The following is a 24,310-nucleotide window of genomic DNA, read 5'->3' on the forward strand; positions in this document are numbered from 1 at the left end:
CGGCGTTCGGCCATCCGAAATCCAAGAAATCTGAGAGGCTCCCCGTGGCCCGTTCCACTCCCATCGAGCGTTACCGCAACTTCGGCATCATGGCTCACATCGATGCCGGCAAGACCACCACGTCCGAGCGCATCCTGTTCTACACCGGCAAGAGCCACAAGATCGGTGAAGTGCATGATGGCGCCGCCACCATGGACTGGATGGAGCAGGAGCAGGAGCGTGGCATCACGATCCAGTCCGCTGCGACCACCGCGTTCTGGAAGGGCATGGACAAGTCCCTGCCGGAGCACCGCTTCAACATCATCGACACCCCCGGGCACGTCGACTTCACCATCGAAGTGGAGCGCTCGCTGCGCGTGCTCGACGGTGCGGTGTTCGTGCTGTGTGCCGTCGGTGGCGTGCAGCCGCAGTCGGAAACCGTGTGGCGCCAGGCCAACCGTTACAAGGTGCCGCGCATCGCGTTCGTCAACAAGATGGACCGCACCGGCGCCAACTTCACCAAGGTTGTCGGCCAGCTGAAGGCGAAGCTGGGTGCCAAGGCCGTCCCGATGCAGCTGCCGATCGGCGCTGAGGAAGGCTTCAAGGGCGTCGTCGATCTGCTGAAGATGAAGGCCATCCATTGGGATGAAGCCTCGCAGGGCATGAAGTTCGAGTACAGCGATGTGCCGGCCGACCTGCTCGCCGAAGCGACCGAAGCCCGTACCTTCATGATCGAAGCGGCTGCCGAAGCCAGCGAAGAGCTGATGGACAAGTACCTGGGCGGCGATGAGCTGACCGAGGCCGAGATCATCGAAGCCCTGCGCGTGCGCACCCTGGCCACTGACATCGTGCCGATGTACTGCGGCTCGGCGTTCAAGAACAAGGGCGTGCAGGCCATGCTGGACGGCGTGATCCAGCTGCTGCCGTCGCCGATCGACGTGCCGGACGTGACCGGTACCGACGTTGACGACGAAACCGTGGAAATGAGCCGCAAGTCCGACGACAAGGCTCCCTTCTCGGCCCTGGCCTTCAAGATCATCACCGATCCGTTCGTCGGCGCGCTGACCTTCTTCCGTGTCTACTCGGGCACGTTGAATGCTGGCGACCAGCTGCTGAACTCGGTGAAGGGCAAGAAGGAGCGCATCGGCCGCATCCTGCAGATGCACTCCAACAACCGCGAAGAAATCAAGGAAGTGCTGGCGGGCGATATCGCTGCCGCCGTGGGCCTGAAGGACACCACCACTGGTGACACCCTGTGCTCCATGGATCAGCCGATCATCCTCGAGCGCATGGTGTTCCCGGAGCCGGTCATCTCGATGGCCGTCGAGCCGAAGACCAAGTCCGACCAGGAAAAGATGGGTCTGGCACTGGGCCGTCTGGCGCAGGAAGATCCGTCGTTCCGCGTCAAGACCGACGAAGAATCCGGCCAGACCATCATCTCGGGCATGGGTGAGCTGCACCTGGACATCATCGTTGACCGCATGAAGCGCGAGTTCAACGTTGAAGCCAACGTGGGCAAGCCGCAGGTGGCTTACCGCGAAACGATCACCCTGGCCGACGTGAAGTCGGACTACAAGCACGCCAAGCAGTCCGGTGGTAAGGGTCAGTACGGTCACGTCGTGATCGAGCTGTCGCCGATCACCGATGCCGATCGTGCGGATCCGAAGATCGCCCCGGGCATCAAGGATGACTTCCTGTTCATCAACGACATCACCGGTGGCGTGATTCCGAAGGAATTCATTCCGTCGATCGAAAAGGGCCTGCGCGAAACCATCACCAGCGGTCCGCTGGCTGGCTTCCCGGTCGTGGACGTCAAGGTGAAGCTGGTGTTCGGCTCGTACCACGACGTCGACTCCTCGGAAATGGCGTTCAAGCTCGCTTCCTCGATGGCCTTCAAGGAAGGCTTCCGCAAGGCCAAGCCGGTCCTGCTGGAGCCAATCATGAAGGTCGAGATCGTGACCCCGGAGGATTACCAGGGTGACGTGATGGGCGACGTCAGCCGTCGTCGCGGCGTTCTGCAGGGTTCTGATACCACCGGTGACGGTTCGGCCAGCATCATCAACGCGATGATCCCGCTGGGCGAAATGTTTGGCTACGCGACCTCGCTGCGTTCGCAGACCCAGGGCCGCGCCACCTTCACGATGGAATTCGACCACTACGAGCCGGCGCCGAACAACATCGCCGACGAAGTCATGAAGAAGGCCTGAGCGTAACGCTCAGGTCCTCCAAACCACTTACGAACTAAAAGGTAGAACGAAATGGCAAAGGGTAAGTTCGAGCGCACCAAGCCGCACGTCAACGTCGGCACCATCGGTCACGTCGATCACGGCAAGACCACGCTGACCGCTGCACTGACCAAGATCGGTGCAGAGCGCTTCGGTGGCGAGTTCAAGGATTACTCCGCGATCGACGCCGCGCCGGAAGAAAAGGCGCGTGGCATCACGATCTCGACCGCGCACGTCGAATACGAATCCACCGTTCGTCACTACGCTCACGTCGATTGCCCGGGCCATGCTGACTACGTCAAGAACATGATCACCGGTGCTGCCCAGATGGACGGCGCGATCCTGGTGTGCTCGGCCGCTGATGGCCCGATGCCGCAGACCCGCGAGCACATCCTGCTGTCGCGTCAGGTCGGCGTGCCGTACATCGTCGTGTTCCTGAACAAGGCCGACATGGTTGACGATGCCGAGCTGCTGGAACTGGTCGAAATGGAAGTCCGTGAGCTGCTGAGCAAGTACGACTTCCCGGGCGACGACACCCCGATCATCTCGGGTTCGGCCCGCCTGGCGCTGGAAGGCGACCAGAGCGACATCGGCGTGCCGGCTGTCATCAAGCTGGTCGAGGCGCTGGACACCTGGATCCCGACCCCGGAGCGTGACGTCGACAAGGCATTCCTGATGCCGGTCGAAGACGTGTTCTCGATCTCGGGCCGCGGCACCGTGGTGACCGGTCGTATCGAGCGCGGCGTGATCAAGGTCGGCGAAGAAATCGAAATCGTCGGCATCCGTCCGGTGCAGAAGACCACCGTGACCGGCGTGGAAATGTTCCGCAAGCTGCTCGACCAGGGTCAGGCAGGCGACAACGCCGGTCTGCTGCTGCGCGGCACCAAGCGTGACGACGTCGAGCGTGGCCAGGTCCTGGCCAAGCCGGGTTCGATCAAGCCGCACACCAAGTTCGACGCCGAAGTGTACGTGCTGTCGAAGGACGAGGGCGGCCGTCACACCCCGTTCTTCAAGGGCTACCGTCCGCAGTTCTACTTCCGTACCACCGATATCACCGGTGCGGTCGAGCTGCCGGAAGGTGTCGAGATGGTGATGCCGGGCGACAACATCAAGATGGTTGTCACCCTGATCAACCCGGTCGCCATGGACGCCGGCCTGCGCTTCGCGATCCGCGAAGGCGGCCGTACCGTCGGTGCTGGCGTGGTTGCCACCATCCTCGAGTAATCTGCTAGACTCTGCGCCCCGATGTTGCCTGGGTAGGGCATCGGGGCGTATCAAAACGGGAAAGTAGGTACAGGATGTACCTTGTGTTCCCCGGACCAGGAAGGGTCAATGCCATTCAGGCGGCGTCAACAGGAGACTGTTGACAGCTGCCTTGCGTGCCATTATGCTTCTCCGTCTGGGCAGGCCTGGGTAACGGGTCTGCCTACGTTTTTGGGGTCTACGGATTGACCTTGTCGGCCTGCGGGAGTGCGGGCCGTCTGCATTCAGGGATTTCATGGGGCAAAGCAACCCAGAGGCTTTGTCTGTCGCTCTTTTAACGAAGGAACCTACCGCCATGGCGGACCAAAAGATCCGGATCCGGCTGAAAGCGTTCGATCATCGTCTGATCGACCGTTCGGCCAGCGAGATCGTTGAGACGGCCAAGCGGACCGGCGCGCAAGTGCGTGGCCCGATCCCGCTGCCGACCAAGATCGAGCGTTACACCATCCTCGTCTCCCCGCACGTCGACAAGGACGCGCGTGACCAGTACGAGACCCGCACGCACAAGCGCGTGCTCGATATCGTTGACCCGAATGACAAGACCGTGGACGCGCTGATGAAGCTCGAACTGGCTGCCGGCGTCGACGTTCAGATCAAGCTGACCTGAGGACTACGACCATGACGAAGAAATATTCGTTGGGCTTCGTGGGCCGCAAGGCTGGCATGAGCCGCGTGTTCACCGAAGATGGCCGTTCCATCCCGGTGACCCTGATCGAAGCAACCCCGAACCGCATCGCGCAGATCAAGACCGTCGAATCCGACGGCTACAGCGCCGTGCAGGTGACCGTCGGCGCCCGTCGCGCTGCTCTGGTCAACAAGCCGGAAGCCGGCCATTTCGCCAAGGCGAAGGTGGAAGCGGGTCGTGGCCTGTGGGAATTCCGCGTTGAAGACGCCCAGCTCGGCGATTTCGCCGTCGGTGGCGAAGTCAAGGCGGACATCTTTGAAGTCGGCCAGATCGTCGACGTCCAGGGTGTCACCAAGGGTAAGGGCTTCCAGGGCACCATCAAGCGCTACAACTTCCGTATGGGTGACGCTACCCACGGCAACTCGCTGTCGCATCGCGCGCCGGGTTCGCTGGGTCAGCGCCAGACGCCCGGTCGCGTGTTCCCGGGCAAGAAGATGTCCGGTCACATGGGTTCGGTGCAGCAGAGCACCCAGAATCTGGAAGTTGTCAAGGTCGACGTCGAACGCGGTCTGATCGCGGTTCGCGGCGCCGTTCCGGGCGCGGCGGGTGGCGACGTGATCGTCCGTCCGGCGAGCAAGGCATAAGGAGAGATGACGATGGAACTCGTTATCACGGGTAGCAACAACAAGGTCTCGGTCTCCGACGCCGTGTTCGGTCGCGATTTCAGCGAAGATCTGGTTCACCAGGTCGTCGTTGCTTACCGCAACGCCGGTCGCGCCGGCACCAAGGCGCAGAAGACTCGCTCCGAAGTGGCAGGTACCACCAAGAAGTCGAAGAAGCAGAAGGGCGGCGGCGCGCGTCATGGCGCACTGACGGCTCCGATCTTCGTCGGCGGCGGTGTCACCTTCGCGGCAAAGCCGCGCAGCTTCGAGCAGAAGGTCAATCGTAAGCAGTACCGTGCCGCCATGTGCGCGATCCTGTCCGAGCTGAACCGTCAGGGCCGTCTGACCATCGTGGAGTCCTTCGATGTCGAAGCGACCAACACGAAGGGTCTGATCGCCAAGCTGGCCGGCCTGGAAGTGGGCAAGCGCCCGCTGATCGTCACTGAAGAAGCCTCCGAGCACCTGTACCTGTCCGCCCGCAATCTGCCGTACGTGCAGGTGCGTGACGTCCAGGGCCTGGATCCGGTGTCGCTGGTCGGTGCCGACACGGTCGTCATCACCGCTGACGCGGTCAAGAAGGTCGAGGAGTGGCTGGCATGAACAGCAACGAAAAAATCTTCAGCGTGCTGCGTGCCCCGCGTGTCTCCGAAAAGACCGCGCGCCTGCAGGAACTCTCCAACCAGTATGTCTTTGAAATCTCGAACGAAGCCACCAAAGCCGATGTAAAGGCCGCGGTTGAGCAGCTGTTCGACGTCAAGGTCGAAGCAGTCAACGTGGTCAACGTCAAGGGCAAGAACAAGTCCTTCCGTAACCGTGCTGGCCGCCGCGGCGATTGGCGCAAGGCGTACGTTCGCCTGGCCGACGGCCAGTCGATCGATGTAACGGCCAAGGCCTGAGGTACATCCCATGCCATTGATGAAATTCAAGCCCACCTCCCCCGGCCGTCGTTCGGCCGTGCGCGTGGTCACTCCCGACCTGCACAAGGGTGCTCCGCACGCCGCGCTGGTCGAGTCGCAGAGCCGCTCGGGTGGTCGTAACCACCATGGCCGCATCACCGTGCGTCACGTCGGTGGTGGCGCCAAGCAGCACTACCGCCTGATTGACTTCAAGCGCAACAAGCTGGGCATCCCGGCGCGCGTGGAACGCATCGAATACGATCCGAACCGCACCGCCCACATCGCCCTGCTGTGCTACGTCGACGGCGAGCGTCGCTATATCATCGCCCCGAAGGGTCTGAAGGCTGGTGATCAGGTGATCGCTGGTTCGGACGCCCCGATCAAGGCGGGCAACACGCTGCCGCTGCGCAACATCCCGGTCGGTACCACCATCCACTGCATCGAGCTGAAGCCGGGCAAGGGCGCTCAGATCGCTCGCGCTGCGGGTGCTGCCGTGCAGCTGGTTGCTCGTGAAGGCATCTACGCCACCCTGCGCCTGCGCTCGGGTGAAATGCGTAAGGTTCCGGTCGAGTGCTGCGCAACCATCGGCGAAGTCGGCAACGACGAGCACAGCTTGGAAAAGCTGGGCAAGGCCGGTGCCAAGCGCTGGCGCGGTGTCCGCCCGACCGTTCGTGGTGCTGCCATGAACCCGGTTGACCACCCGCACGGTGGTGGTGAGGCGAAGGCCGGCCAGGGTAACCCGCACCCGGTCACCCCGTGGGGTGTTCCGACCAAGGGTTACAAGACGCGCCATAACAAGCGCACTCAGCAGTTCATCGTCCGCGATCGTAGGGGCTAATCGACCATGGCACGTTCACTCAAGAAGGGCCCGTTTGTCGATCACCACCTGGTTGCTAAGGTGGCTGCCGCTGCGGGTAGCAAGCGTCCGATCAAGACCTGGTCGCGTCGTTCGATGATCCTGCCTGACATGGTAGGCGTCACCATTGCCGTGCATAACGGCAAGAACCACATCCCGGTTCTCGTCAACGAGAACATGGTCGGCCACAAGCTCGGCGAATTTGCCATCACCCGGACCTTCAAGGGTCACGGTGGTGACAAGAAGTCGGGCAAGTAAGGAGAGATGACAATGGAAGCGAAAGCCATCCTGCGCACCGCGCGCATCTCCCCGCAGAAGGCACGTCTGGTCGCTGACCAGGTGCGCGGTCTGCCGGCCGAGCGTGCCGTCAACCTGCTGAAGTTCTCGGACAAGAAGGCTGCCCACCTGATCAAGAAGGTGGTGGAGTCGGCTATTGCAAATGCCGAGAACAACCAGGGCGCCGACGTCGACGAGCTGAAGGTCCAGACCATCATGGTAGATGAAGGTCCGACCCTGAAGCGTTTCATGGCGCGGGCGAAAGGCCGCGGTACCCGCATCCTCAAGCGCACCAGCCACATCACTGTGGTTGTGGGCGCCGCCAAGTAAGCGGATAAGGAAAAGACCATGGGTCATAAAGTTCATCCGATTGGTATCCGTCTCGGTATTTCCAAGGACTGGAACTCCAAGTGGTACGCCAACAAGGCCGAGTTCGCTGGTTATCTGGCAGCCGACCTGAAGGTGCGGGAAATGCTGCGCAAGAAGCTTGCGCAGGCCGGCATCAGCAAGATCCTGATCGAGCGTCCGGCAAAGACCGCTCGCGTGACGATCCACACCGCCCGTCCGGGCGTGGTGATCGGCAAGCGCGGTGAGGACATCGAGAAGCTGCGCAAGGAAGTGAGCGAGATGATGGGCGTCCCGGCGCACATCAACGTCACCGAAGTGCGCAAGCCCGAGCTGGACGCACAGCTGGTTGCCGAATCGATCGCGCAGCAGCTGGAGCGTCGCATCATGTTCCGCCGTGCAATGAAGCGCTCGGTCGGCAATGCGATGCGCCTGGGTGCCCTGGGCATCAAGGTCAACGTCGGTGGCCGCCTCAACGGTGCAGAAATCGCCCGTTCGGAGTGGTACCGCGAAGGCCGCGTGCCGCTGCACACGCTGCGTGCCGACATCGACTATGGCTTCGCTGAAGCCAAGACGACCTACGGCATCATCGGCATCAAGGTCTGGATCTACAAGGGCGAGGTCTTCGATTTCTCCCAGGTTGGCCAGGAAAAGCAGGACGACACCCCGTCGCGCAACGATCGTCATGATCGCGGCGACCGCGGTGACCGTCAGCGCCCGGCTCGTGAAGCGAGGTAACGACAATGTTGCAACCCAAGCGAACCAAGTACCGCAAGGTGCACAAGGGCCGTAACGAGGGCCTGAGCTGGAGCGCCAACGCTGTCAGCTTCGGCGAGTACGGTCTGAAAGCAACCGCCCACGGTCAGCTGACCGCGCGTCAGATCGAAGCGGCTCGCCGCTCGATCAGCCGCTACGTGAAGCGCGGCGGCAAGATGTGGATCCGAGTGTTCCCCGACAAGCCCATCACCAAGAAGCCCATCGAAGTTCGAATGGGTTCGGGTAAGGGCAACGTGGAATACTGGGTGGCCCAGATCCAGCCTGGCCGCATGATCTATGAAATCGAGGGTGTTACCGAAGAAGTGGCACGCGAGGCGTTCCGCCTGGCCGCCGCCAAGCTCTCGGTCACCACCACTTTCGTGACCCGGACGGTGCGCTGATGGAACTCAAAACTCTCCGTGAAAAGTCGGCTGACGAACTCAAGGCCCACCTGATCGACCTGCGTAAGGAACAGTTCTCTGTCCGTATGCAGCAGGTCACCGGCCAGCTGCCGAAGACACACGACATCCGCCGGGTCCGTCGCGAGATTGCTCGCGTCAAGACTCTGCTCGGCAGCACGAAGTAAGGATGGCCGCTATGAGCGACAATACTGAAAACAAGGCGCTGCGCACGGTCGAAGGCCGTGTCGTCAGCAACAAGATGGACAAGACGGTTACCGTCCTGGTTGAGCGTCAGGTCAAGCACGCGCTGTACGGCAAGTACATCAAGCGTTCGACGAAGCTGCACGCCCACGATGCCGACAACGCCTGCAAGGAAGGCGATGTCGTCCGCGTGACCGAGATTGCTCCGATGTCCAAGACCAAGAACTGGCGCGTGGTGGAAGTCATCACGCGTGCGGCTGAATAAGGAGTCTGAATCATGATCCAGATGCAGAGCTACCTTGACGTCGCGGACAACTCTGGTGCCAAGCAGGTGATGTGCTTCAAGGTGCTGGGTGGTTCCAAGCGCCGTTACGCCGGTATCGGCGACATCATCAAGGTCACCGTGAAGGATGCGATTCCGCGCGGCAAGGTCAAGAAGGGTGAAGTGTATGACGCAGTCGTGGTGCGTACCCGCAAGGGTGTGCGTCGCGCCGACGGCTCGCTGATCCGCTTCGACGGCAACGCTGCCGTTCTGCTTAACAACAAGCAGGAGCCGATCGGTACCCGTATCTTTGGGCCGGTGACGCGTGAACTTCGTTCTGAGAAGTTCATGAAGATCGTCTCGCTCGCTCCCGAAGTGCTGTGAGCGACAGGAGATAATCATGGCTAACCGTATCAAGAAGGGCGACCAGGTTGTCGTCAACGCCGGCAAGGACAAGGGTAAGCAGGGCGAAATCGTCCGCGTGGACGGCGACCGTGTGGTCGTCGCCAACGTGAACATCGTCAAGCGCCACACCAAGCCGAACCCGCAGGCAGGTGTTGCCGGCGGCGTGGTCGAGCGTGAAGCGTCGATCCATATCTCCAACGTGAATGTGCTGAACCCGGCTTCGGGCAAGGGCGAACGCGTTGGCTTCAAGGTGCTGGAGGATGGACGCAAACTGCGTGTGTTCCGCTCCAGCGGTGAGGCGCTTGACGCCTGAGGAATGAGAAGATGACTTCCCGTCTCGAAAAGTTTTACAAGGAAGAAGTGGTGCCGGCGCTGATGAAGCAGTTCGGCTACACCAATTCGATGGAAGTGCCGAAGCTCGTCAAGGTCACCCTGAACATGGGTGTCGGCGAAGCGGCCACCAACAAGAAGATCCTGGAAAACGCCGTCGGCGACATGACCAAGATTTCCGGCCAGAAGCCGGTTGTCACCAAGTCGCGTATCTCGGTTGCGTCGTTCAAGATCCGTGATGGTTGGCCGATTGGTTGCAAGACCACGCTGCGTCGCCACAAGATGTACGAGTTCCTGGACCGCCTGATCAACATCTCGCTGCCGCGCGTGCGCGACTTCCGTGGTGTTTCCGGTCGTTCCTTCGACGGTCGCGGCAACTTCAACATGGGTGTGAAGGAACAGATCATCTTCCCGGAAATCGACTTCGACGCTGTCGACGCGATCCGCGGTATGGATATCGCCATCACCACCACTGCGAAGACCGACGCGGAAGCGAAGGCGCTGCTGGCAGCGTTCAAGTTCCCGTTCCGTAACTGATCCGTCGAGGAATCCGAAATGGCAAAGACCTCCATGGTCAACCGCGACATCAAGCGGAAGAAGCTGGCTGAGAAGTTCGCTGTCAAGCGTGCTGCTCTGAAGAAGATCGTGTCCTCGCCGGACGCGAGCTACGAAGAGAAGATCGAGGCCTCCACCAAGCTGTCGAAGCTGCCGCGCGATTCGTCGCCGAGCCGCCACCGCAGCCGTTGCGAACTGTCTGGCCGCCCGCGTGGCGTGTACAGCAAGTTCGGCCTGGGGCGCAACAAGCTGCGCGAAGCCACCATGCGTGGCGACGTTCCGGGCCTGCGCAAGGCCAGCTGGTAATTCCAGCCGGTCCTGCCGGCAGGGGCTCCCTCGGGAGCTCCTGCAGCCGGGAAGGGGAGGCGTTCAGCTTTCCTTCTGCAAAAAACCCGAAGAGCCCGACGCAAGTCGGGCTCTTTTGGCGTATACTCCCGCGTCTTGCCCTGCGCAAAGCGTAAGGGGTAGGGGGCCTGGCCCGTTTCCAGGAGACAACAGATTTTCGCGAAAGCGGATATCGGTGCACTCAAAGGTACTCATATGAGCATGACTGATCCCATCGCCGACCTGCTGGTCCGCATCAAGAATGCGGCAGCGGTTGGCAAGCAGACGGTGAAAGCCCCGTCGTCCAAGATCAAGGTTGCGATCGCCCAGGTCCTGAAGGACGAGGGTTACATCACCGACCTGCGCGTGACCGCGCTCGAGAACAACAAGTCCGAGCTGGAAATCGTGCTGAAGTATTTCGAAGGCAAGCCGGTCATCGCGACCCTGAAGCGCTTCTCGCGTTCGGGTCTGCGCCAGTACCGCGGCAAGAGCGAGCTGCCGAAGGTCATGAACGGCCTGGGTATTTCCATCATTTCCACCTCCAAGGGCATCATGACTGATGCGCAGGCGCGCCAGTTGGGCGTCGGCGGCGAAGTCCTGTGCTTCGTGGCCTAAGGCGAAAGGAGTAGACCATGTCCCGCGTAGCCAAGAAGCCGATCGACCTGGGTAAGGTTGAACTGAACGTCCAGAACGACAACGTCACCGCCAAGGGCCCGAAGGGCACCCTGTCGCTGGCCAAGCCGGCTGGTATCAACATCAATGTCGAGAACGGCGTTGCCACCCTGAGCACCGACAACGTGGAACTGATCCCGTTGACCGGTACCGTCCGCGCCATCCTGTCCAACATGGTTAAGGGTGTTTCCGAAGGTTTCGAGCGCAAGCTGGAGCTGGTCGGCGTGGGTTACCGTGCTGCCATGCAGGGTAAGGACCTCAGCCTGTCGCTGGGCTTCTCGCACCCGGTCGTGTTCGTGGCGCCGGAAGGCATCACCATCACCACCCCGACCCAGACCGAAATCCTGGTGCAGGGCGCTGACAAGCAGGCCGTCGGTGAAGTCGCCGCCAAGATCCGTGCGTTCCGCAAGCCGGAACCGTACAAGGGCAAGGGCGTGAAGTACTCCGACGAAGTCATCATCCGTAAGGAAGCCAAGAAGGCCTAATCAGGCGCTTCCGCTTTCAAGGAATAAAATCATGAACAAGAACATCGCCCGCCTGCGTCGCGCCAAGTCGACCCGCGCCCACATCCGTGAGCTCGGCGTCGCCCGCCTGTCGGTGCTGCGCACCGGCCAGCACCTGTACGCCCAGGTCTTCACCGCTGACGGCTCGAAGGTGCTGGCTGCCGCCAACACCACCCAGGCCGACATCATCGAAGGCCTGAAGAACGGCAAGAACGCTGACGCTGCTGCCAAGGTTGGCCGTATCGTTGCCGAGCGCGCCAAGGCCGCTGGCATCGAGAAGGTTGCCTTCGATCGTTCGGGTTACCGCTACCACGGCCGCATCAAGGCCCTGGCAGACGCCGCCCGCGAAGCCGGCCTGCAGTTCTAAGGGATCAGGGCAGGGGACTTCGGTCCCCTTGCCCGCCTGCTCGCCAGCCTGGGTGAGGCTGGGCGGCGCCGCTCTTCTGCAGCGGCTGGCCGTAACAACGCGGTACTCCACAACCATAAGCGGCCTCGAGCCGTACATACCCAAACAACCAAGGAATCAAGATGGCAGAAGAACGTCAGCAGCGGGGTCGCGATCGCGACCGTAACCGCGAAGAGAAAGTCGACGACGGCATGATCGAGAAGCTGGTCGCGGTCAACCGCGTCAGCAAGACCGTCAAGGGTGGCCGCCAGTTCACCTTCACTGCCCTGACTGTTGTCGGCGACGGCGAAGGCAAGGTCGGTTTCGGTTATGGCAAGGCCCGCGAAGTGCCGGTCGCCATCCAGAAGTCGATGGAGCAGGCTCGCAAGAACCTGGTCACCGTCGACCTGAACAACGGCACCCTGTGGCACACCATCAAGGATGGTCACGGCGCTGCGCGCGTGTTCATGCAGCCGGCCTCCGAAGGTACCGGCGTCATTGCCGGTGGTGCCATGCGCGCCGTCCTGGAAGCAGTGGGCGTGAAGAACGTGCTGGCCAAGGCCACCGGTTCGCGCAACCCGATCAACCTGGTGCGTGCCACCGTGAAGGGCCTGACTGCAGCGCAGTCGCCGGCTCGCATCGCGGCAAAGCGCGGCAAGAAGGTGGAGGAACTCAACCATGGCTAATGAGTCCAACAAGACTGTGAAGGTGCGCCTGGTGCGTGGCCTGCGTGGTGCCCAGTCGCGTCACCGCCTGTCGGTGCGTGCCCTGGGTCTGAATAAGCTCAACGATGTCCGTGAACTGAAGGACAGCCCGCAGGTTCGCGGTCTGATCAACACCGTTCACTACCTCGTCAAGGTTGAGGAGTAATCGATCATGACTCTGCGTCTCAATGAACTGAGCCCGGCACCGGGCGCCCGTCAGGAACGTACCCGCGTCGGTCGCGGTATCGGCTCCGGCCTGGGCAAGACCTGTGGCCGCGGCCACAAGGGTTCGTTCGCCCGTAAGGGTGGCGGCAAGATCAAGGCTGGCTTCGAAGGCGGCCAGACCCCCATGCAGCGTCGTCTGCCGAAGATCGGCTTCCGTTCGCCGATCGCCAAGGACACCGCTGAAGTGCTGCTGTACCAGCTGGACAAGCTGCCGGCCGGCGAGATCGACTTCGCCGTCCTGCGTGCGGCCAAGCTGGTCCCGAGCACTGCCAAGAAGGCCAAGGTCGTCGTCAAGGGCGAAGTGACCAAGGCGTTCACCCTGAAGGGTATCGTTGCCACGGCCGGTGCCAAGGCTGCGATCGAAGCTGCCGGCGGCAGCGTAACGGAGTAAGAAAGTCATGGCGCAAGCTGGCATTGGTAACCTCGCGGGCGGAATGGGCAAGTTCACTGAACTTCGCCAACGTTTGCTGTTCGTCGTCGGGGCTTTGATCGTCTATCGCATCGGCTGCTACGTGCCGGTGCCGGGCGTCAATCCCGATGCCATGCTTGCCATGATGCAGCAGCAGGGCGGCGGCATCGTGGACATGTTCAACATGTTCTCGGGCGGCGCCCTGCACCGTTTCAGCATCTTCGCGCTGAACGTGATGCCGTACATCTCGGCATCGATCGTGATGCAGCTGGCCGTACACATCTTCCCCGCCTTGAAGGCGATGCAGAAGGAAGGTGAGTCCGGTCGCCGCAAGATCACCCAGTATTCGCGCATCGGCGCCGTGCTGCTCGCAGTGGTGCAGGGCGGTTCCATCGCCTTGGCGCTGCAGGGCCAGGTGTCGCCGACCGGCGCGCCGGTGGTTTACATGCCGGGCATGGGCTTCGTGCTCACCGCCGTGGTCGCACTGACCGCCGGCACCATGTTCCTGATGTGGGTGGGTGAGCAGGTCACCGAGCGCGGCATCGGCAACGGCGTCTCGCTGATCATCTTCGCCGGTATCGTGGCGGGCCTGCCGGGTGCGGTCATCCACACCTTCGATGCCTACCGCGACGGCAACATCCAGTTCATCCAGCTGCTGCTGATTGCCATTGTCGTGCTCGCCTTCACCTTCTTCGTGGTGTTCGTCGAGCGTGGCCAGCGCCGTATCACGGTGAACTACGCGCGCCGCCAGGGCGGTCGCAACGCGTACATGAACCAGACCTCGTTCCTGCCGCTGAAGCTGAACATGGCTGGCGTGATCCCGGCGATCTTCGCTTCGAGCCTGCTGGCCTTCCCGGCGACGCTGGCGATGTGGTCCGGCCAGGCGGCCAACCAGAGCACCTTTGGCCAGACCCTGCAGAAGGTCGCCAACGCGCTGGGTCCGGGTGAGCCGCTGCACATGATCGTGTTCGCTGCGCTGATCACCGGCTTCGCGTTCTTCTATACCGCGCTGGTGTTCAACTCGCAGGAAACCGCCGACAACCTGAAGAAGTCGGGCGCGCTGATTCCGGGCATCCGTCCGGGCAAGGCTACCGCCGACTACATCGACGGCGTGCTTACCCGCCTGACCGCAGCTGGTTCGGCTTACCTGGTGATCGTCTGCCTGCTGCCGGAACTGATGCGCACGCAGCTGAACGCCTCGTTCTACTTCGGCGGTACTTCGCTGCTGATCGTGGTGGTGGTGGTGATGGACTTCATCGCCCAGGTGCAGGCGCACCTGATGTCCCATCAGTACGAGAGCCTGCTGAAGAAGGCCAACCTGAAGGGCGGCAACCGCGGCGGTTTTGCTCGCGGCTGATTTGCCTGTTATACTTTCGTCTTCCTGACGTGATGGTCCTCCGCTTCGCGGACTCTGGCCACACAAACGAAGGGCGGCCCCCGCAGCGGTTCCGGGTGGGGGTGTGATGAGGTGGTCCCGCGCTGGAGTAGCGCGGGCGGGTCCGGAGGAAACTCCGGGTTCAACCCCATCCGGCGCCGGAGCCTGGGCACACTCCCCGGGCCGGGTTCATGAAACCTCTGGTTTCACGAACTTCCAAGTAAACCGGAACCTTGTTAGTATCACTGATTAACTTTTTTGATCCATCCTGCCGGATCGGCGTGCCACGGGCGCGCTGTCGGCCATCACTCAGCTGGAGAACCGCGTCATGGCGCGTATTGCAGGCGTCAACCTGCCAGCCCAGAAGCATGTCTGGGTCGGGTTGCAAAGCATTTACGGCATCGGCCGTACCCGTTCGAAGAAGGTCTGCGAAGTCGCAGGCGTCACTTCGACCACCAAGATCCGCGATCTGTCGGAGCCGGAAATCGAGCGCCTGCGCGCCGAAGTCGGCAAGTACATCGTGGAAGGCGATCTGCGCCGTGAAATCGGCATCGCGATCAAGCGCCTGATGGACCTGGGCTGCTACCGCGGTCTGCGTCACCGTCGCGGCCTGCCGCTGCGTGGCCAGCGCACCCGTACCAACGCCCGCACCCGCAAGGGCCCGCGCAAGGCGATCAGGAAGTAAGGGACCTATAAATGGCTAAGCCTGCTGCTAAGACCAAGAAGAAGATCAAGCGCGTCGTCACCGACGGCGTCGCCCACGTCCACGCTTCGTTCAACAACACCATCGTGACCATCACCGACCGTCAGGGCAACGCTCTGTCGTGGGCGACCTCCGGTGGCGCTGGCTTCCGCGGTTCGCGCAAGTCGACCCCCTTCGCTGCCCAGGTGGCTGCTGAGAAGGCCGGTCGTGCTGCGCTGGACTACGGCGTGAAGTCGCTGGAAGTCCGCATCAAGGGTCCGGGTCCGGGCCGTGAGTCGGCCGTGCGTTCGTTGAACAACGTCGGCTACAAGATCACCAACATCATCGACGTGACGCCTATCCCGCACAACGGGTGCCGTCCGCCGAAGAAGCGTCGCGTCTAAAGGGAGCGATAAGAAATGGCTCGTTATATCGGTCCTACCTGTAAGCTCGCCCGTCGCGAAGGCGCCGACCTGTCCCTGAAGAGCCCGGCGCGCGCGCTGGACTCCAAGTGCAAGCTGGAGCAGAAGCCCGGCCAGCACGGCGCCACTGCCCGTAAGGGCAAGCTGTCCGACTACGCCACCCAGCTGCGTGAAAAGCAGAAGGTCAAGCGTATCTACGGTCTGCTGGAGCGTCAGTTCCGCAACTACTACAAGAAGGCCTCGACCAAGAAGGGCAACACCGGCGAGAACCTCCTGCAGCTGCTGGAAACCCGCCTGGACAACGTTGTCTACCGCATGGGCTTCGCCGTGACCCGTCCGGCTGCCCGTCAGCTGGTGTCGCACCGCGGCGTCACCGTGAATGGCAAGTCGGTCAACCTGGCTTCGTACCAGGTCAAGGCTGGCGACGCCATCGCCCTGTCTGAAAAGGCTGCCAAGCAGCTGCGCGTCCAGGAAGCCCTGACCGTCGCCGCCCAGCATGACCTGAGCCCGTCGTGGGTTGAAGTGGATTCCGGCAAGTTCTCCGGCATCTTCAAGGCTGTTCCGGATCGTTCGGATCTGCCTGCAGACATCAACGAAGCGCTGATCGTCGAGCTGTATTCGAAGTAATTCACATTGGAGAGCCCCCGGCGACGGCCGGGGGTTCACTAGGAGAACCCGCAACATGACGGTTACCGCCAACCAGGTTCTGCGTCCTCGCGGTCCGCAGATCGAACGCCTTACCGACACCCGTGCAAAGGTCGTTATCGAACCTTTGGAGCGGGGTTACGGGCATACGCTGGGCAATGCCCTGCGTCGCGTGCTGCTGTCGTCCATCCCGGGCTTCGCCATCACGGAAGTCGAAATCGACGGCGTGTTGCATGAGTACACCACGGTCGAAGGTCTGCAGGAGGACGTGCTCGAAGTCCTGCTGAACCTGAAAGACGTGGCCATCCGTATGCACTCCGGCGACAGCGCTACCCTGTCCCTGTCCAAGCAGGGCCCGGGCGTTGTCACCGCTGCCGACATCAAGGTCGACCACAACGTGGAGATCTTGAACGGCGACCACGTGATCTGCCACCTGACCAAGGACACGGCAGTGAACATGCGTCTGAAGATCGAGCGTGGTTTCGGCTATCAGCCGGCCGCTGCGCGTCGTCGTCCGGACGAAGAAACCCGTGCCATCGGCCGTCTGGTCCTGGATGCCTCGTTCTCGCCGGTCCGCCGCGTCGCCTATGCCGTGGAAGCGGCACGTGTCGAACAGCGTACCGATCTGGACAAGCTGGTCATCGACATCGAGACCAACGGCACCATCGATGCAGAGGAAGCCGTGCGCACCGCCGCCGACATCCTCAGCGATCAGCTGTCGGTGTTCGGTGACTTCACCCACCGCGACCGCGGTGCGGCGAAGCCGGCCAACAACGGCGTGGATCCGGTGCTGCTGCGCCCGATCGACGATCTGGAGTTGACCGTGCGTTCGGCCAACTGCCTGAAGGCCGAGAGCATCTACTACATCGGCGATCTGATCCAGAAGACCGAAGTTGAGCTGCTGAAGACCCCGAACCTGGGTAAGAAGTCGCTCACCGAGATCAAGGAAGTGCTGGCCCAGCGTGGCCTGTCGCTTGGCATGAAGCTGGAGAACTGGCCGCCGGCCGGCGTCGCCAGCCACGGCATGCTGGGCTGATAAAGCCTTTCTGCAAGTCCGCATGGCCCCGTCGGCAACGACGGGGCCATTGCACCAAGGCAGTACCGCCACGACGAACGAAGGTTCGCGGGCAGGTCGTCCAGGATGGATGACCAGGACCAACCGCAGTCCGTGCAGCAGCGCCATGAAGGCGACAACGATCCGCAAAGCCACATCATTAACCAAGGAATATCACCATGCGTCACATGAAATCCGGCCGTAAGTTCAGCCGTACCAGCGCCCACCGCGAAGCGATGTTCAAGAACATGGCCGCCTCGCTGTTCAAGCACGAGCTGATCAAGACCACCCTGCCGAAGGCCAAGGAACTGCGCCGCGTTGCCGAGCCGCTGATCACCCTGGCCAAGGTCGACTCCGTTGCCAACCGCCGTCTGGCCTTCGCCCGCCTGCGCGACAACGAAGCCGTGGGCAACCTGTTCACCATCCTGGGCCCGCGCTACGCGACCCGTCCGGGCGGCTACCTGCGTCTGCTGAAGTGCGGCTTCCGCGCTGGCGACAATGCGCCGATGGCCTACGTCGAGCTGGTTGACCGTCCGGTCGTGGCTGAAGCCGTCGAAGAGTAATCGACGCGCTGCACCCGTCATTCGGTGAAGAACCCGGCCTTGTGCCGGGTTTTTCCGTTTCTGGGTCTGCAACGACCCACACCGTTCCGACGGGCGCAGCGTTGTGGCGGTTCGAACGGCGCGTACTCTCGGTTACGCTTGCGGTCCGTACTACACGAGCGTCGCCGATGAATCCTCTGCGCTGGCCTTTCCGCGCCCAGTTCCTTCTGGGCTTCCTGATCTGCGCGGGCCTGCTGGGCTACGCCATCTTCCTGCAGCTGAAGATGGGGCTGGAACCCTGCCCGCTGTGCATTTTCCAGCGGCTGGCCTTCGCAGCACTGGGGCTGCTGTTCCTGATCGGTGCGCTGCACGGCCCGTCCAACCGAGCGGGCAGGGCGACCTACGGCATCCTTGCCTTCATCGCAGCCGCTGTCGGCGTCGGCATTGCCGCCCGCCATGTCTACGTGCAGATGCTGCCGCCGGAGATGGGCGCAACCTGTGGCCCGCCGCTGGCCTTCCTGCGCGAGACGATGGGACCGCTGGAAGTGTTCCGCACGGTACTGACCGGCACCGGTAACTGCGGCAACATCGATTGGACGTTCCTTGGCCTGACCATGCCGATGTGGTCGGGCGTGTGGTTCGTGCTGCTTGCGCTGTGGGCCCTGCTGGTGTCGTTGCGCAGGGTCGCGCGTTGAAGCAGGGGTAATGCCGGCCGCTGGCCGGCAACCCCATGAGCGATGACTGCTTCCCGTAGATGCCGGCCAGCGGCCGGCACTACCATGGTCTGTCCTCAGAAGTCCTGCTGCAGGCTCAGGTAGGCGCCCCGGCGCGGCCCCCACTGCGGTGCGAAGACGCCCACGCCACCGCCATCGCGCAGCTGGTAGCTGCGGTCCAGCGCGTTGATCACCGCCACCTGCACGTGCAGCGGGTGGCCGCTGTCGGCGTTGAAGTCGTGGCCTGCACTGAGGTTCACCTGCAGGTACGACGGCAGCTCTCCACCGTTGGGGACGCCCTCGACATCCGAACGCAACCCGCTGCCAAACACGTAGTTCGCACCGATCCGGTTGTGGCCGGCGAAGGCGTAGCTGAAGCCACCTGACGAGGTCAGTTTCTGGTCGTGGTCCAGGTGGATCCAGTGATCGGCGACGTAGGCCAGCGCTTCCGGGTCGAGGTTGTACTGGCCGGTGATGACGTCGGTGCCGATGGCCTTGTTCAGGGCTGCATTGAAGTAGGCGCTGAAGGGGCCGTTGCTGTAGTCGGCGCTGAGTTCCAGCCCGCGGATGTGGCCTCGACGGTAGTTGAACGTCGAGTAGATGTAGGCGGCGCCGAACTGGCCTTCGTCCTGCAGGCGCGTGACGCGGCGGTCATAGGTGTCCACGCCCAGGGTCAGGTGATCACCCACCTGCTGGGAGACGCCGATGTCGTAGTAGTCGCTGCGCTCGGCCAACGGCGTGTTGTTGCCGCCGGAGGGCTGGGCATTGGTGGTGCCGTCGTAAAGGGCGATGTCGCTGGTGGCGACCAGCTCGCTGGCCGGCGGAGTGAAGTAGCGCGAGTAGCCGGCGTGCACGGTGGTGCTGCCGGTCGCGTTCCAGACCACGCCCAGTCGCGGGCTGAGCTGGCCTTCGGTCTGGCCGAAGGCCCTGTAGCGATCGCCGCGCAGGCCGTAGTTGAGCGTCCAGTCGTCGCCGATCTTCCATTCGTCCTGCACGTAGACGGCCGCCGTGGTGGCCTTGAAGGCGCTGCTGTCGGCAATCAACAGCGGCGTGGTGCTGGCCTGTGCGCCGACAGCGTCGACCGGGAACACCCAGCTGCTGTTGCTGGCGCGGGCGCGTTCCTGGTTGCCGTACACGCCATAGCGCAGGGTGTGGTTGTCGCCCAGCGGGGTGGAGAAATCCGCCTGCAGGGTGCTGGCGCGGTTGCTGCGCCGGACCTGCGAGGCGACGCCGCTGAACACCAGGTCGCCGGCTACGTCCGGAGTGAAGCCGACATCGCTGTAACGCTGGCCGGCCGAGACCTGGTAGGCGGTCTCGCCGAGGGTGCCCTGCAGCACCAGCATGCCGAAGCGGGTGGTCTCGCGCTGGGTTTCATCCAGCTGGCCGGAATCGAACGTCGTGGTGTCCAGGTAGCCGAACTGCGGGCTCTGGCCCGGATTGACCGGAATCTGGAAGCGGTTGTTGGCAAAGCCGGTGAATACGCTCAGTCGGGTCGTGTCATTGACCAGATAGGTCAGGTCGGCGAATGCCTTGCCCTGGTGGGTGTCGTCATGCTGCGGGCTGCGCGAGCGGGTTGGATTCTCCAGGCCCACTTCGTTCTGGTCATAGTTGCCGGTCAGGAACCAGCTCCAGCGCCCCTGCGAACCCCACCACGAGGCGTTCGGGTTGACCTTGCCGAAGGACCCGGCGGTGATACCGACGCTGCCGCCATTGCCGAGCTCGACGCCGCTGCGGGTGGTGATGTCAAACACCGCGGCGGTGCGCTCGCCGAACTGCGCCGGCAGCGCGCCGTCCATCAGGCGGATGCTCTTGATGGTGCGTGCGTCCAGGGTCTGGCCGAATCCGGAGATCGACTCGGGCAGGAGTACGCCGTTGATCCGGTACTGCAGGTTGGCATGGTCGCCGCGGACGTGGACGCCGCCGTAGGAGTCCTGGACCACGCCCGGCGCCTGCAGCAGGACCTGGCTGAGGGGGGCGGAGGCACCCAGCGGCTGCTTCTGGATGTCCTCGGCGGTGATCTGGTACTGGCTGCTGCCGATGTCGGGTGACAGCGCGTTGCGGGCCTGATCGAGCTGGGCGCTGACCGTTACCGCATCGAGGTCTTTGACGGCCGGCGAGCCGGCGTCAGTGTCGGCGGCGAGGGCGGACTGCGCGGCCAGGGTCAGGGCAAGGGTGATGCCGGCGGTGAGCAGGGAGGATTTCATGGGAAAGGGGGCGGGGCCAGGAATGAGGGAGGGGCCGGTCCATGAGGGGTGTTACTCCATAACAATTGCGAGCCGATCATGCGCTTACCCGGCGGCGGCGACCATGCCGTTTCTGGCCGCTCATGCAGGCGCTTTCCACACCGTTCAGGAAACCGCGGACGGCGCGGACCCTTTGCCTTGAAGGCCACCTCTGCGACCATGGCAGCCCCCACCCCCGGATGCCTGCAATGAGCCTGTCTGCTGTTCCGCCCGCCCCCGATCCCGCTGCGACCGCCGCTGGCGCGGCCTGGTCACCGGAGAGCTGGCGCGGCAAGACCGCGTTGCAGATGCCGACCTATCCCGACCCGGTCGCGCTGGATGCGGCGCTGCATGAACTGAAGCGGCTGCCGCCGCTGGTCACGTCGTGGGAAATCCTGGCGCTGAAGCAGCAGTTGGCCGACGCCCAGGAAGGCAAGCGCTTCCTGCTGCAGGGGGGCGACTGCGCGGAGAATTTCAGCGACTGCGAATCGGGCACCATTTCCAACCGGCTGAAGGTGCTGCTGCAGATGAGCCTGGTGCTGGTGCACGGTCTGCGCCAGCCGGTGATCCGCGTCGGCCGCTTTGCCGGGCAGTACGCCAAGCCGCGCTCGGCCGATACCGAAACCCGCGACGGGGTGACGTTGCCCAGCTATCGCGGCGATGTCATCAATGCACCGGCCTTCACCGAAGCGGCGCGGTTGCCGGATCCGAAGCGGATGCTGCAGGCTCACGCGCATTCGGCGATGACCATGAATTTCGTGCGTGCGTTGATCGATGGCGGCTTCGCCGATCTGCACCACCCCGAATACTGGAACCTGGAATGGGTGAGCCATTCGCCGCTTGCCGCCGACTACCAGAAGATGGTGGCTTCGATCGGCGATGCAGTGCATTTCATGGAGACCCTGGCCGGGGCTCGTGTGCACAACCTCAATCGCATCGATTTCTACACCTCGCATGAAGCGTTGCTGCTGCCGTACGAGCAGGCGCTGACCCGGCAGGTGCCGCGCCAGCAGGGCTGGCTGAACCTGAGCACCCATTACCCGTGGATCGGCATGCGCACTGCCGCCCTGGATGGTGCACACGTGGAGTATCTGCGTGGCGTGCGCAACCCGATCGCGATCAAGGTTGGCCCGTCGGTGCAGCCGGACCAGCTGTTGCGCCTGATCGATGTGCTCAACCCGGACGACGAACCGGGGCGCCTGAGTTTCATCCATCGCATGGGGGCGGCGCAGATTGCCGACAAGCTGCCGCCGCTGCTGGATGCGGTCAAGCGCGATGGCCGCCGCGTGCTGTGGGTATGTGATGCGATGCATGGCAACACCGAAAGCACCGCCAATGGCTTCAAGACGCGGCGTTTCGACAACGTGCGCGGTGAAGTGGAAATGTCCTTCGACCTGCATGCGGCGGCAGGCACGCGGCTGGGTGGCGTGCATCTGGAGCTCACGGGCGAGGATGTCACCGAATGCACCGGTGGTGCGCGTGAGTTGACCGAGCGCGATCTGGAGCGTGCCTACCGTTCGACGGTGGACCCGCGGTTGAACTACGAGCAGTCGCTGGAGATTGCGATGGCGATCGTGCGCAAGCAGGAGCAGGTTCGGTAAGGGGGTTGCGGCAGTGCTTGCAGCCCTGCACCTGCTGACGCAACGGCAACGGCCGAAGCAACGGCAACTGCATGCATTCCGTGGGATGGCGGGGCGGTGTCGCAGTGCGGGGACGCCGCAAGTACGTCCATGTAGGCTTGGCAGCCGCTTGCTCGCGTGCGCGTTCCTGCGCACACGGCAAGACCGGGGTTGGGCGTCCTGCCCAACCCGCCCGAGGCATGCCTCGGGCCCATGCGGCTGACACCCCGCACTGCGACACCGCCCCGCCTCTGACAGATTCCGGCTGCTGTTGGTAGGTGTCGACCTTGGTCGACACGGTAGATCCACGCCATGCGTGGATGCTCTTCGTTCAACTCTCGGAATATTCGATTTCGATAGAAATTCATCCACGCATGGCGTGGACCTACGAGAGATTGCGGAAAACTGTGGAAGGCGGGCCCACCCCGCCATCCCACGGGATGCCGCTGTTGCTGTTGCTGTTGCCTCTGCGGGTACAGGGGGCAACCCTGCCGAACACTCTCCTTACGAACGGCTGACGCTCCGCTCATCCGTGCTGGGCCACGCTGTGTGCCTGCATGAGTGATGGAGGTGATGACGGTGCACTGGCAAAGCGCACAGGCATACGCATGGCCGCTGGGTCTGGCGGTGCTGGTGGGTGGTATTGGCGCGTGGTTGATCCTGTGGATCTACCATCGGCTGAAGGGGCGCGATCGTCGGCGCGCGCGTATCGGTCGTGTGCTTGGCCTGCCGATGGCGACCGCATGGCCGCTGCTGCTGTTGATTCCAGCGCTGCAGGCGACGCCGCTGCAGGATCCGTTGCTGGGCAACCTGCAGCACGTGCTGCACATCGCGCTGACCGCGTGCTTCGTCTGGCTGCTGGTGCGGGCGGTGGCAGCGGGCGAGCGGGCGATCCTGCGCAGTCATCCCATCGATGTCTCGGACAACCTTGAGGCGCGCCGCATCCAGACCCAGACCCGTGTACTCAGCCGCGTGCTGATGGGCGGCATCATCGTGCTGGGCGCATCGCTGGTGCTGCTGACGTTCCCGATGGTGCAGAAGATCGGTACCGCGTTGCTGGCCTCGGCGGGCTTGATCGGTCTGGTCGCCGGTATTGCCGCCAAGCCGGTGTTCGGCAACCTGATCGCCGGTGTGCAGATCGCGGTGACACAGCCCATCCGCCTGGATGATGTGGTGATCGTGGAAGGGGAGTGGGGTCGCGTCGAGGAGATCGGCAGCAGCTATGTGGTGGTGCGCATCTGGGATGAGCGGCGCATGGTGGTGCCGTTGACGTGGTTCATTGAAAATCCGTTCCAGAACTGGACGCGGCGTAGTGCGGACCTGCTCGGTACGGCGTTCCTGTGGCTGGATTACCGTGCACCGATCGCGGCGATCCGGGCCGAGCTGGAGCGGATCTGCCAAGGCCAGCCGTTGTGGGACGGCCGGGTGTGCGTGACCCAGGTGACCGAGACCAGTGAGCGTGCGATCCAGGTGCGGCTGCTGGTCAGCGCGCGCAGTTCCGGTGATGCATTCGATCTACGCTGTCTGGTCCGCGAACGCATGCTGGATTTCCTCGCGCGCGAGCATCCACAGTCGCTGCCACAGGTACGTGCGCGGCTGCAGCGCGATGATGAGCTGGACATGCCGCGCAGCCCGCGCGCACGTGCGGCGGATGTGCGTTCGCCCGGCGCGGAGGATGGCGAGGCGGCAATCGTGCCGGTGGAGCCTGCGGACCGGTAGTGCCGGCCGCTGGCCGGCAACCCGGGATCTGCCGGCCAGCGGCCGGTACTACCACGCC

General features: G+C 63.1%; 33 protein-coding genes. 32 read left to right on the forward strand and 1 reads right to left on the reverse strand.

Annotated elements, in window-relative coordinates; translation table 11 throughout:
- The first annotated feature begins 44 nt into the window (after positions 1-44).
- The 30 genes from fusA to ACVOLJ_RS10785 all read left to right on the forward strand — a co-directional run bounded on the left by fusA (position 45) and on the right by ACVOLJ_RS10785 (position 18,674).
- Positions 45-2,186 (forward strand): elongation factor G, encoded by a 2,142-nt coding sequence (gene fusA / locus ACVOLJ_RS10640; protein WP_475281277.1) that lies wholly within the window; start codon positions 45-47, stop codon positions 2,184-2,186.
- 51 nt (positions 2,187-2,237) lie between these two features.
- On the forward strand, positions 2,238-3,428 hold the full coding sequence (gene tuf, locus ACVOLJ_RS10645; protein ID WP_089238985.1) for an elongation factor Tu: 1,191 nt from the start codon (positions 2,238-2,240) through the stop codon (positions 3,426-3,428).
- A gap of 334 nt (positions 3,429-3,762) precedes the next feature.
- The gene (gene rpsJ / locus ACVOLJ_RS10650; protein WP_010341589.1) at positions 3,763-4,074 is read left to right on the forward strand and encodes a 30S ribosomal protein S10; all 312 of its coding nucleotides are present in this window, start codon (positions 3,763-3,765) and stop codon (positions 4,072-4,074) included.
- An 11-nt stretch (positions 4,075-4,085) separates the two neighbouring features.
- Positions 4,086-4,736 (forward strand): 50S ribosomal protein L3, encoded by a 651-nt coding sequence (rplC, locus tag ACVOLJ_RS10655; protein ID WP_475281278.1) that lies wholly within the window; start codon positions 4,086-4,088, stop codon positions 4,734-4,736.
- Between the two features lie 12 nt (positions 4,737-4,748).
- Positions 4,749-5,354 (forward strand): 50S ribosomal protein L4, encoded by a 606-nt coding sequence (gene rplD / locus ACVOLJ_RS10660; RefSeq protein WP_049470486.1) that lies wholly within the window; start codon positions 4,749-4,751, stop codon positions 5,352-5,354.
- Entirely contained in the window at positions 5,351-5,650 is a 300-nt protein-coding gene (rplW, locus tag ACVOLJ_RS10665) for a 50S ribosomal protein L23 (protein ID WP_049470489.1), read from the forward strand. Before rplD ends, rplW begins: the two co-directional genes overlap by 4 nt.
- Positions 5,651-5,660: 10 nt before the next feature.
- Entirely contained in the window at positions 5,661-6,488 is an 828-nt protein-coding gene (rplB, locus tag ACVOLJ_RS10670; RefSeq protein WP_049470491.1) for a 50S ribosomal protein L2, read from the forward strand.
- Positions 6,489-6,494: 6 nt separating this feature from the next.
- Positions 6,495-6,764, forward strand: a complete 270-nt coding sequence (rpsS, locus tag ACVOLJ_RS10675; RefSeq protein WP_004145340.1) for a 30S ribosomal protein S19 — start codon at positions 6,495-6,497, stop codon at positions 6,762-6,764.
- Between the two features lie 12 nt (positions 6,765-6,776).
- The gene (rplV, locus tag ACVOLJ_RS10680; RefSeq protein WP_004145348.1) at positions 6,777-7,112 is read left to right on the forward strand and encodes a 50S ribosomal protein L22; all 336 of its coding nucleotides are present in this window, start codon (positions 6,777-6,779) and stop codon (positions 7,110-7,112) included.
- Between the two features lie 18 nt (positions 7,113-7,130).
- Complete coding sequence (gene rpsC, locus ACVOLJ_RS10685; protein WP_004145350.1) at positions 7,131-7,865, forward strand: 30S ribosomal protein S3; 735 nt, start codon at positions 7,131-7,133, stop codon at positions 7,863-7,865.
- Between the two features lie 5 nt (positions 7,866-7,870).
- A complete protein-coding gene (gene rplP / locus ACVOLJ_RS10690) occupies positions 7,871-8,284 on the forward strand; it encodes a 50S ribosomal protein L16 (protein WP_025879305.1) in 414 nt (137 codons plus the stop codon).
- Positions 8,284-8,469, forward strand: coding sequence for a 50S ribosomal protein L29 (gene rpmC / locus ACVOLJ_RS10695; RefSeq protein ID WP_004145353.1), 186 nt, complete (start codon positions 8,284-8,286; stop codon positions 8,467-8,469). The genes rplP and rpmC overlap by 1 nt, the downstream gene beginning before the upstream one ends.
- Positions 8,470-8,480: 11 nt before the next feature.
- The gene (rpsQ, locus tag ACVOLJ_RS10700; protein ID WP_004145355.1) at positions 8,481-8,750 is read left to right on the forward strand and encodes a 30S ribosomal protein S17; all 270 of its coding nucleotides are present in this window, start codon (positions 8,481-8,483) and stop codon (positions 8,748-8,750) included.
- A 12-nt stretch (positions 8,751-8,762) separates the two neighbouring features.
- Positions 8,763-9,131, forward strand: a complete 369-nt coding sequence (rplN, locus tag ACVOLJ_RS10705) for a 50S ribosomal protein L14 (RefSeq protein WP_010483978.1) — start codon at positions 8,763-8,765, stop codon at positions 9,129-9,131.
- 16 nt (positions 9,132-9,147) lie between these two features.
- A complete protein-coding gene (gene rplX / locus ACVOLJ_RS10710; RefSeq protein ID WP_004145359.1) occupies positions 9,148-9,465 on the forward strand; it encodes a 50S ribosomal protein L24 in 318 nt (105 codons plus the stop codon).
- A gap of 11 nt (positions 9,466-9,476) precedes the next feature.
- Entirely contained in the window at positions 9,477-10,019 is a 543-nt protein-coding gene (rplE, locus tag ACVOLJ_RS10715) for a 50S ribosomal protein L5 (protein ID WP_049470496.1), read from the forward strand.
- A gap of 18 nt (positions 10,020-10,037) precedes the next feature.
- Positions 10,038-10,343, forward strand: coding sequence for a 30S ribosomal protein S14 (gene rpsN, locus ACVOLJ_RS10720; protein WP_475281279.1), 306 nt, complete (start codon positions 10,038-10,040; stop codon positions 10,341-10,343).
- A gap of 234 nt (positions 10,344-10,577) precedes the next feature.
- On the forward strand, positions 10,578-10,976 hold the full coding sequence (gene rpsH, locus ACVOLJ_RS10725) for a 30S ribosomal protein S8 (RefSeq protein ID WP_004145387.1): 399 nt from the start codon (positions 10,578-10,580) through the stop codon (positions 10,974-10,976).
- A gap of 17 nt (positions 10,977-10,993) precedes the next feature.
- Positions 10,994-11,518, forward strand: coding sequence for a 50S ribosomal protein L6 (gene rplF, locus ACVOLJ_RS10730; RefSeq protein ID WP_475281280.1), 525 nt, complete (start codon positions 10,994-10,996; stop codon positions 11,516-11,518).
- 31 nt (positions 11,519-11,549) lie between these two features.
- Positions 11,550-11,903, forward strand: coding sequence for a 50S ribosomal protein L18 (rplR, locus tag ACVOLJ_RS10735; RefSeq protein WP_475281281.1), 354 nt, complete (start codon positions 11,550-11,552; stop codon positions 11,901-11,903).
- Positions 11,904-12,064: 161 nt separating this feature from the next.
- On the forward strand, positions 12,065-12,607 hold the full coding sequence (gene rpsE, locus ACVOLJ_RS10740) for a 30S ribosomal protein S5 (protein WP_049470506.1): 543 nt from the start codon (positions 12,065-12,067) through the stop codon (positions 12,605-12,607).
- The gene (gene rpmD, locus ACVOLJ_RS10745) at positions 12,600-12,791 is read left to right on the forward strand and encodes a 50S ribosomal protein L30 (RefSeq protein WP_004145412.1); all 192 of its coding nucleotides are present in this window, start codon (positions 12,600-12,602) and stop codon (positions 12,789-12,791) included. Before rpsE ends, rpmD begins: the two co-directional genes overlap by 8 nt.
- A gap of 6 nt (positions 12,792-12,797) precedes the next feature.
- Positions 12,798-13,241, forward strand: a complete 444-nt coding sequence (rplO, locus tag ACVOLJ_RS10750) for a 50S ribosomal protein L15 (RefSeq protein WP_475281282.1) — start codon at positions 12,798-12,800, stop codon at positions 13,239-13,241.
- A 7-nt stretch (positions 13,242-13,248) separates the two neighbouring features.
- Positions 13,249-14,616, forward strand: coding sequence for a preprotein translocase subunit SecY (secY, locus tag ACVOLJ_RS10755; protein ID WP_025879317.1), 1,368 nt, complete (start codon positions 13,249-13,251; stop codon positions 14,614-14,616).
- Positions 14,617-14,962: 346 nt separating this feature from the next.
- Complete coding sequence (rpsM, locus tag ACVOLJ_RS10760; protein ID WP_025879318.1) at positions 14,963-15,319, forward strand: 30S ribosomal protein S13; 357 nt, start codon at positions 14,963-14,965, stop codon at positions 15,317-15,319.
- Between the two features lie 11 nt (positions 15,320-15,330).
- Positions 15,331-15,720 carry a 30S ribosomal protein S11 gene (rpsK, locus tag ACVOLJ_RS10765; RefSeq protein ID WP_004145443.1) on the forward strand — a complete coding sequence of 130 codons (390 nt, stop codon included), beginning with the start codon at positions 15,331-15,333 and terminating at the stop codon, positions 15,718-15,720.
- 15 nt (positions 15,721-15,735) lie between these two features.
- Entirely contained in the window at positions 15,736-16,365 is a 630-nt protein-coding gene (gene rpsD / locus ACVOLJ_RS10770) for a 30S ribosomal protein S4 (RefSeq protein ID WP_025879319.1), read from the forward strand.
- A gap of 55 nt (positions 16,366-16,420) precedes the next feature.
- Entirely contained in the window at positions 16,421-17,419 is a 999-nt protein-coding gene (locus ACVOLJ_RS10775) for a DNA-directed RNA polymerase subunit alpha (RefSeq protein ID WP_004145453.1), read from the forward strand.
- 197 nt (positions 17,420-17,616) lie between these two features.
- The gene (gene rplQ / locus ACVOLJ_RS10780) at positions 17,617-18,000 is read left to right on the forward strand and encodes a 50S ribosomal protein L17 (protein WP_475281283.1); all 384 of its coding nucleotides are present in this window, start codon (positions 17,617-17,619) and stop codon (positions 17,998-18,000) included.
- A 167-nt stretch (positions 18,001-18,167) separates the two neighbouring features.
- A complete protein-coding gene (locus ACVOLJ_RS10785; RefSeq protein WP_475281284.1) occupies positions 18,168-18,674 on the forward strand; it encodes a disulfide bond formation protein B in 507 nt (168 codons plus the stop codon).
- Positions 18,675-18,769: 95 nt separating this feature from the next.
- Here ACVOLJ_RS10785 and ACVOLJ_RS10790 read toward each other — a convergent pair whose 3' ends face one another.
- The gene (locus ACVOLJ_RS10790; protein WP_481564104.1) at positions 18,770-20,896 is read right to left on the reverse strand and encodes a TonB-dependent receptor; all 2,127 of its coding nucleotides are present in this window, start codon (positions 20,894-20,896) and stop codon (positions 18,770-18,772) included.
- A gap of 227 nt (positions 20,897-21,123) precedes the next feature.
- Between ACVOLJ_RS10790 and ACVOLJ_RS10795 the strand changes: the two genes are divergently transcribed.
- Together ACVOLJ_RS10795 and ACVOLJ_RS10800 are read left to right on the forward strand one after the other, a co-directional pair.
- A complete protein-coding gene (locus ACVOLJ_RS10795; protein ID WP_475281286.1) occupies positions 21,124-22,515 on the forward strand; it encodes a class II 3-deoxy-7-phosphoheptulonate synthase in 1,392 nt (463 codons plus the stop codon).
- Between the two features lie 591 nt (positions 22,516-23,106).
- A complete protein-coding gene (locus ACVOLJ_RS10800) occupies positions 23,107-24,252 on the forward strand; it encodes a mechanosensitive ion channel family protein (protein ID WP_481564106.1) in 1,146 nt (381 codons plus the stop codon).
- Positions 24,253-24,310 lie beyond the last annotated feature (58 nt).

It is taken from the genome of Stenotrophomonas sp. STEN046 (genome assembly GCF_056759755.1).

What these genes read in the sequence shown, in the direction of transcription:
- rplB (WP_049470491.1), top strand. Translation starts at nt 5,661, where the DNA reads ATGCCATTGATGAAATTCAAGCCCACCTCCCCCGGCCGTCGTTCGGCC.
- ACVOLJ_RS10800 (WP_481564106.1), top strand. Translation starts at nt 23,107, where the DNA reads ATGACGGTGCACTGGCAAAGCGCACAGGCATACGCATGGCCGCTGGGT.
- rplW (WP_049470489.1), top strand. Translation starts at nt 5,351, where the DNA reads ATGAACAGCAACGAAAAAATCTTCAGCGTGCTGCGTGCCCCGCGTGTC.
- rplE (WP_049470496.1), top strand. Translation starts at nt 9,477, where the DNA reads ATGACTTCCCGTCTCGAAAAGTTTTACAAGGAAGAAGTGGTGCCGGCG.
- rpsN (WP_475281279.1), top strand. Translation starts at nt 10,038, where the DNA reads ATGGCAAAGACCTCCATGGTCAACCGCGACATCAAGCGGAAGAAGCTG.
- rplO (WP_475281282.1), top strand. Translation starts at nt 12,798, where the DNA reads ATGACTCTGCGTCTCAATGAACTGAGCCCGGCACCGGGCGCCCGTCAG.
- rpsJ (WP_010341589.1), top strand. Translation starts at nt 3,763, where the DNA reads ATGGCGGACCAAAAGATCCGGATCCGGCTGAAAGCGTTCGATCATCGT.
- rplV (WP_004145348.1), top strand. Translation starts at nt 6,777, where the DNA reads ATGGAAGCGAAAGCCATCCTGCGCACCGCGCGCATCTCCCCGCAGAAG.
- secY (WP_025879317.1), top strand. Translation starts at nt 13,249, where the DNA reads ATGGCGCAAGCTGGCATTGGTAACCTCGCGGGCGGAATGGGCAAGTTC.
- rpsH (WP_004145387.1), top strand. Translation starts at nt 10,578, where the DNA reads ATGAGCATGACTGATCCCATCGCCGACCTGCTGGTCCGCATCAAGAAT.
- tuf (WP_089238985.1), top strand. Translation starts at nt 2,238, where the DNA reads ATGGCAAAGGGTAAGTTCGAGCGCACCAAGCCGCACGTCAACGTCGGC.
- rpmC (WP_004145353.1), top strand. Translation starts at nt 8,284, where the DNA reads ATGGAACTCAAAACTCTCCGTGAAAAGTCGGCTGACGAACTCAAGGCC.
- rplC (WP_475281278.1), top strand. Translation starts at nt 4,086, where the DNA reads ATGACGAAGAAATATTCGTTGGGCTTCGTGGGCCGCAAGGCTGGCATG.
- rpsD (WP_025879319.1), top strand. Translation starts at nt 15,736, where the DNA reads ATGGCTCGTTATATCGGTCCTACCTGTAAGCTCGCCCGTCGCGAAGGC.
- rpsE (WP_049470506.1), top strand. Translation starts at nt 12,065, where the DNA reads ATGGCAGAAGAACGTCAGCAGCGGGGTCGCGATCGCGACCGTAACCGC.
- rpmD (WP_004145412.1), top strand. Translation starts at nt 12,600, where the DNA reads ATGGCTAATGAGTCCAACAAGACTGTGAAGGTGCGCCTGGTGCGTGGC.
- rplD (WP_049470486.1), top strand. Translation starts at nt 4,749, where the DNA reads ATGGAACTCGTTATCACGGGTAGCAACAACAAGGTCTCGGTCTCCGAC.
- rplQ (WP_475281283.1), top strand. Translation starts at nt 17,617, where the DNA reads ATGCGTCACATGAAATCCGGCCGTAAGTTCAGCCGTACCAGCGCCCAC.
- ACVOLJ_RS10795 (WP_475281286.1), top strand. Translation starts at nt 21,124, where the DNA reads ATGAGCCTGTCTGCTGTTCCGCCCGCCCCCGATCCCGCTGCGACCGCC.
- ACVOLJ_RS10790 (WP_481564104.1), bottom strand. Translation starts at nt 20,896, where the DNA reads ATGAAATCCTCCCTGCTCACCGCCGGCATCACCCTTGCCCTGACCCTG.
- rplP (WP_025879305.1), top strand. Translation starts at nt 7,871, where the DNA reads ATGTTGCAACCCAAGCGAACCAAGTACCGCAAGGTGCACAAGGGCCGT.
- rplX (WP_004145359.1), top strand. Translation starts at nt 9,148, where the DNA reads ATGGCTAACCGTATCAAGAAGGGCGACCAGGTTGTCGTCAACGCCGGC.
- ACVOLJ_RS10785 (WP_475281284.1), top strand. Translation starts at nt 18,168, where the DNA reads ATGAATCCTCTGCGCTGGCCTTTCCGCGCCCAGTTCCTTCTGGGCTTC.
- rplR (WP_475281281.1), top strand. Translation starts at nt 11,550, where the DNA reads ATGAACAAGAACATCGCCCGCCTGCGTCGCGCCAAGTCGACCCGCGCC.
- rpsM (WP_025879318.1), top strand. Translation starts at nt 14,963, where the DNA reads ATGGCGCGTATTGCAGGCGTCAACCTGCCAGCCCAGAAGCATGTCTGG.
- rpsQ (WP_004145355.1), top strand. Translation starts at nt 8,481, where the DNA reads ATGAGCGACAATACTGAAAACAAGGCGCTGCGCACGGTCGAAGGCCGT.
- rplF (WP_475281280.1), top strand. Translation starts at nt 10,994, where the DNA reads ATGTCCCGCGTAGCCAAGAAGCCGATCGACCTGGGTAAGGTTGAACTG.
- rpsC (WP_004145350.1), top strand. Translation starts at nt 7,131, where the DNA reads ATGGGTCATAAAGTTCATCCGATTGGTATCCGTCTCGGTATTTCCAAG.
- rplN (WP_010483978.1), top strand. Translation starts at nt 8,763, where the DNA reads ATGATCCAGATGCAGAGCTACCTTGACGTCGCGGACAACTCTGGTGCC.
- rpsS (WP_004145340.1), top strand. Translation starts at nt 6,495, where the DNA reads ATGGCACGTTCACTCAAGAAGGGCCCGTTTGTCGATCACCACCTGGTT.
- ACVOLJ_RS10775 (WP_004145453.1), top strand. Translation starts at nt 16,421, where the DNA reads ATGACGGTTACCGCCAACCAGGTTCTGCGTCCTCGCGGTCCGCAGATC.
- rpsK (WP_004145443.1), top strand. Translation starts at nt 15,331, where the DNA reads ATGGCTAAGCCTGCTGCTAAGACCAAGAAGAAGATCAAGCGCGTCGTC.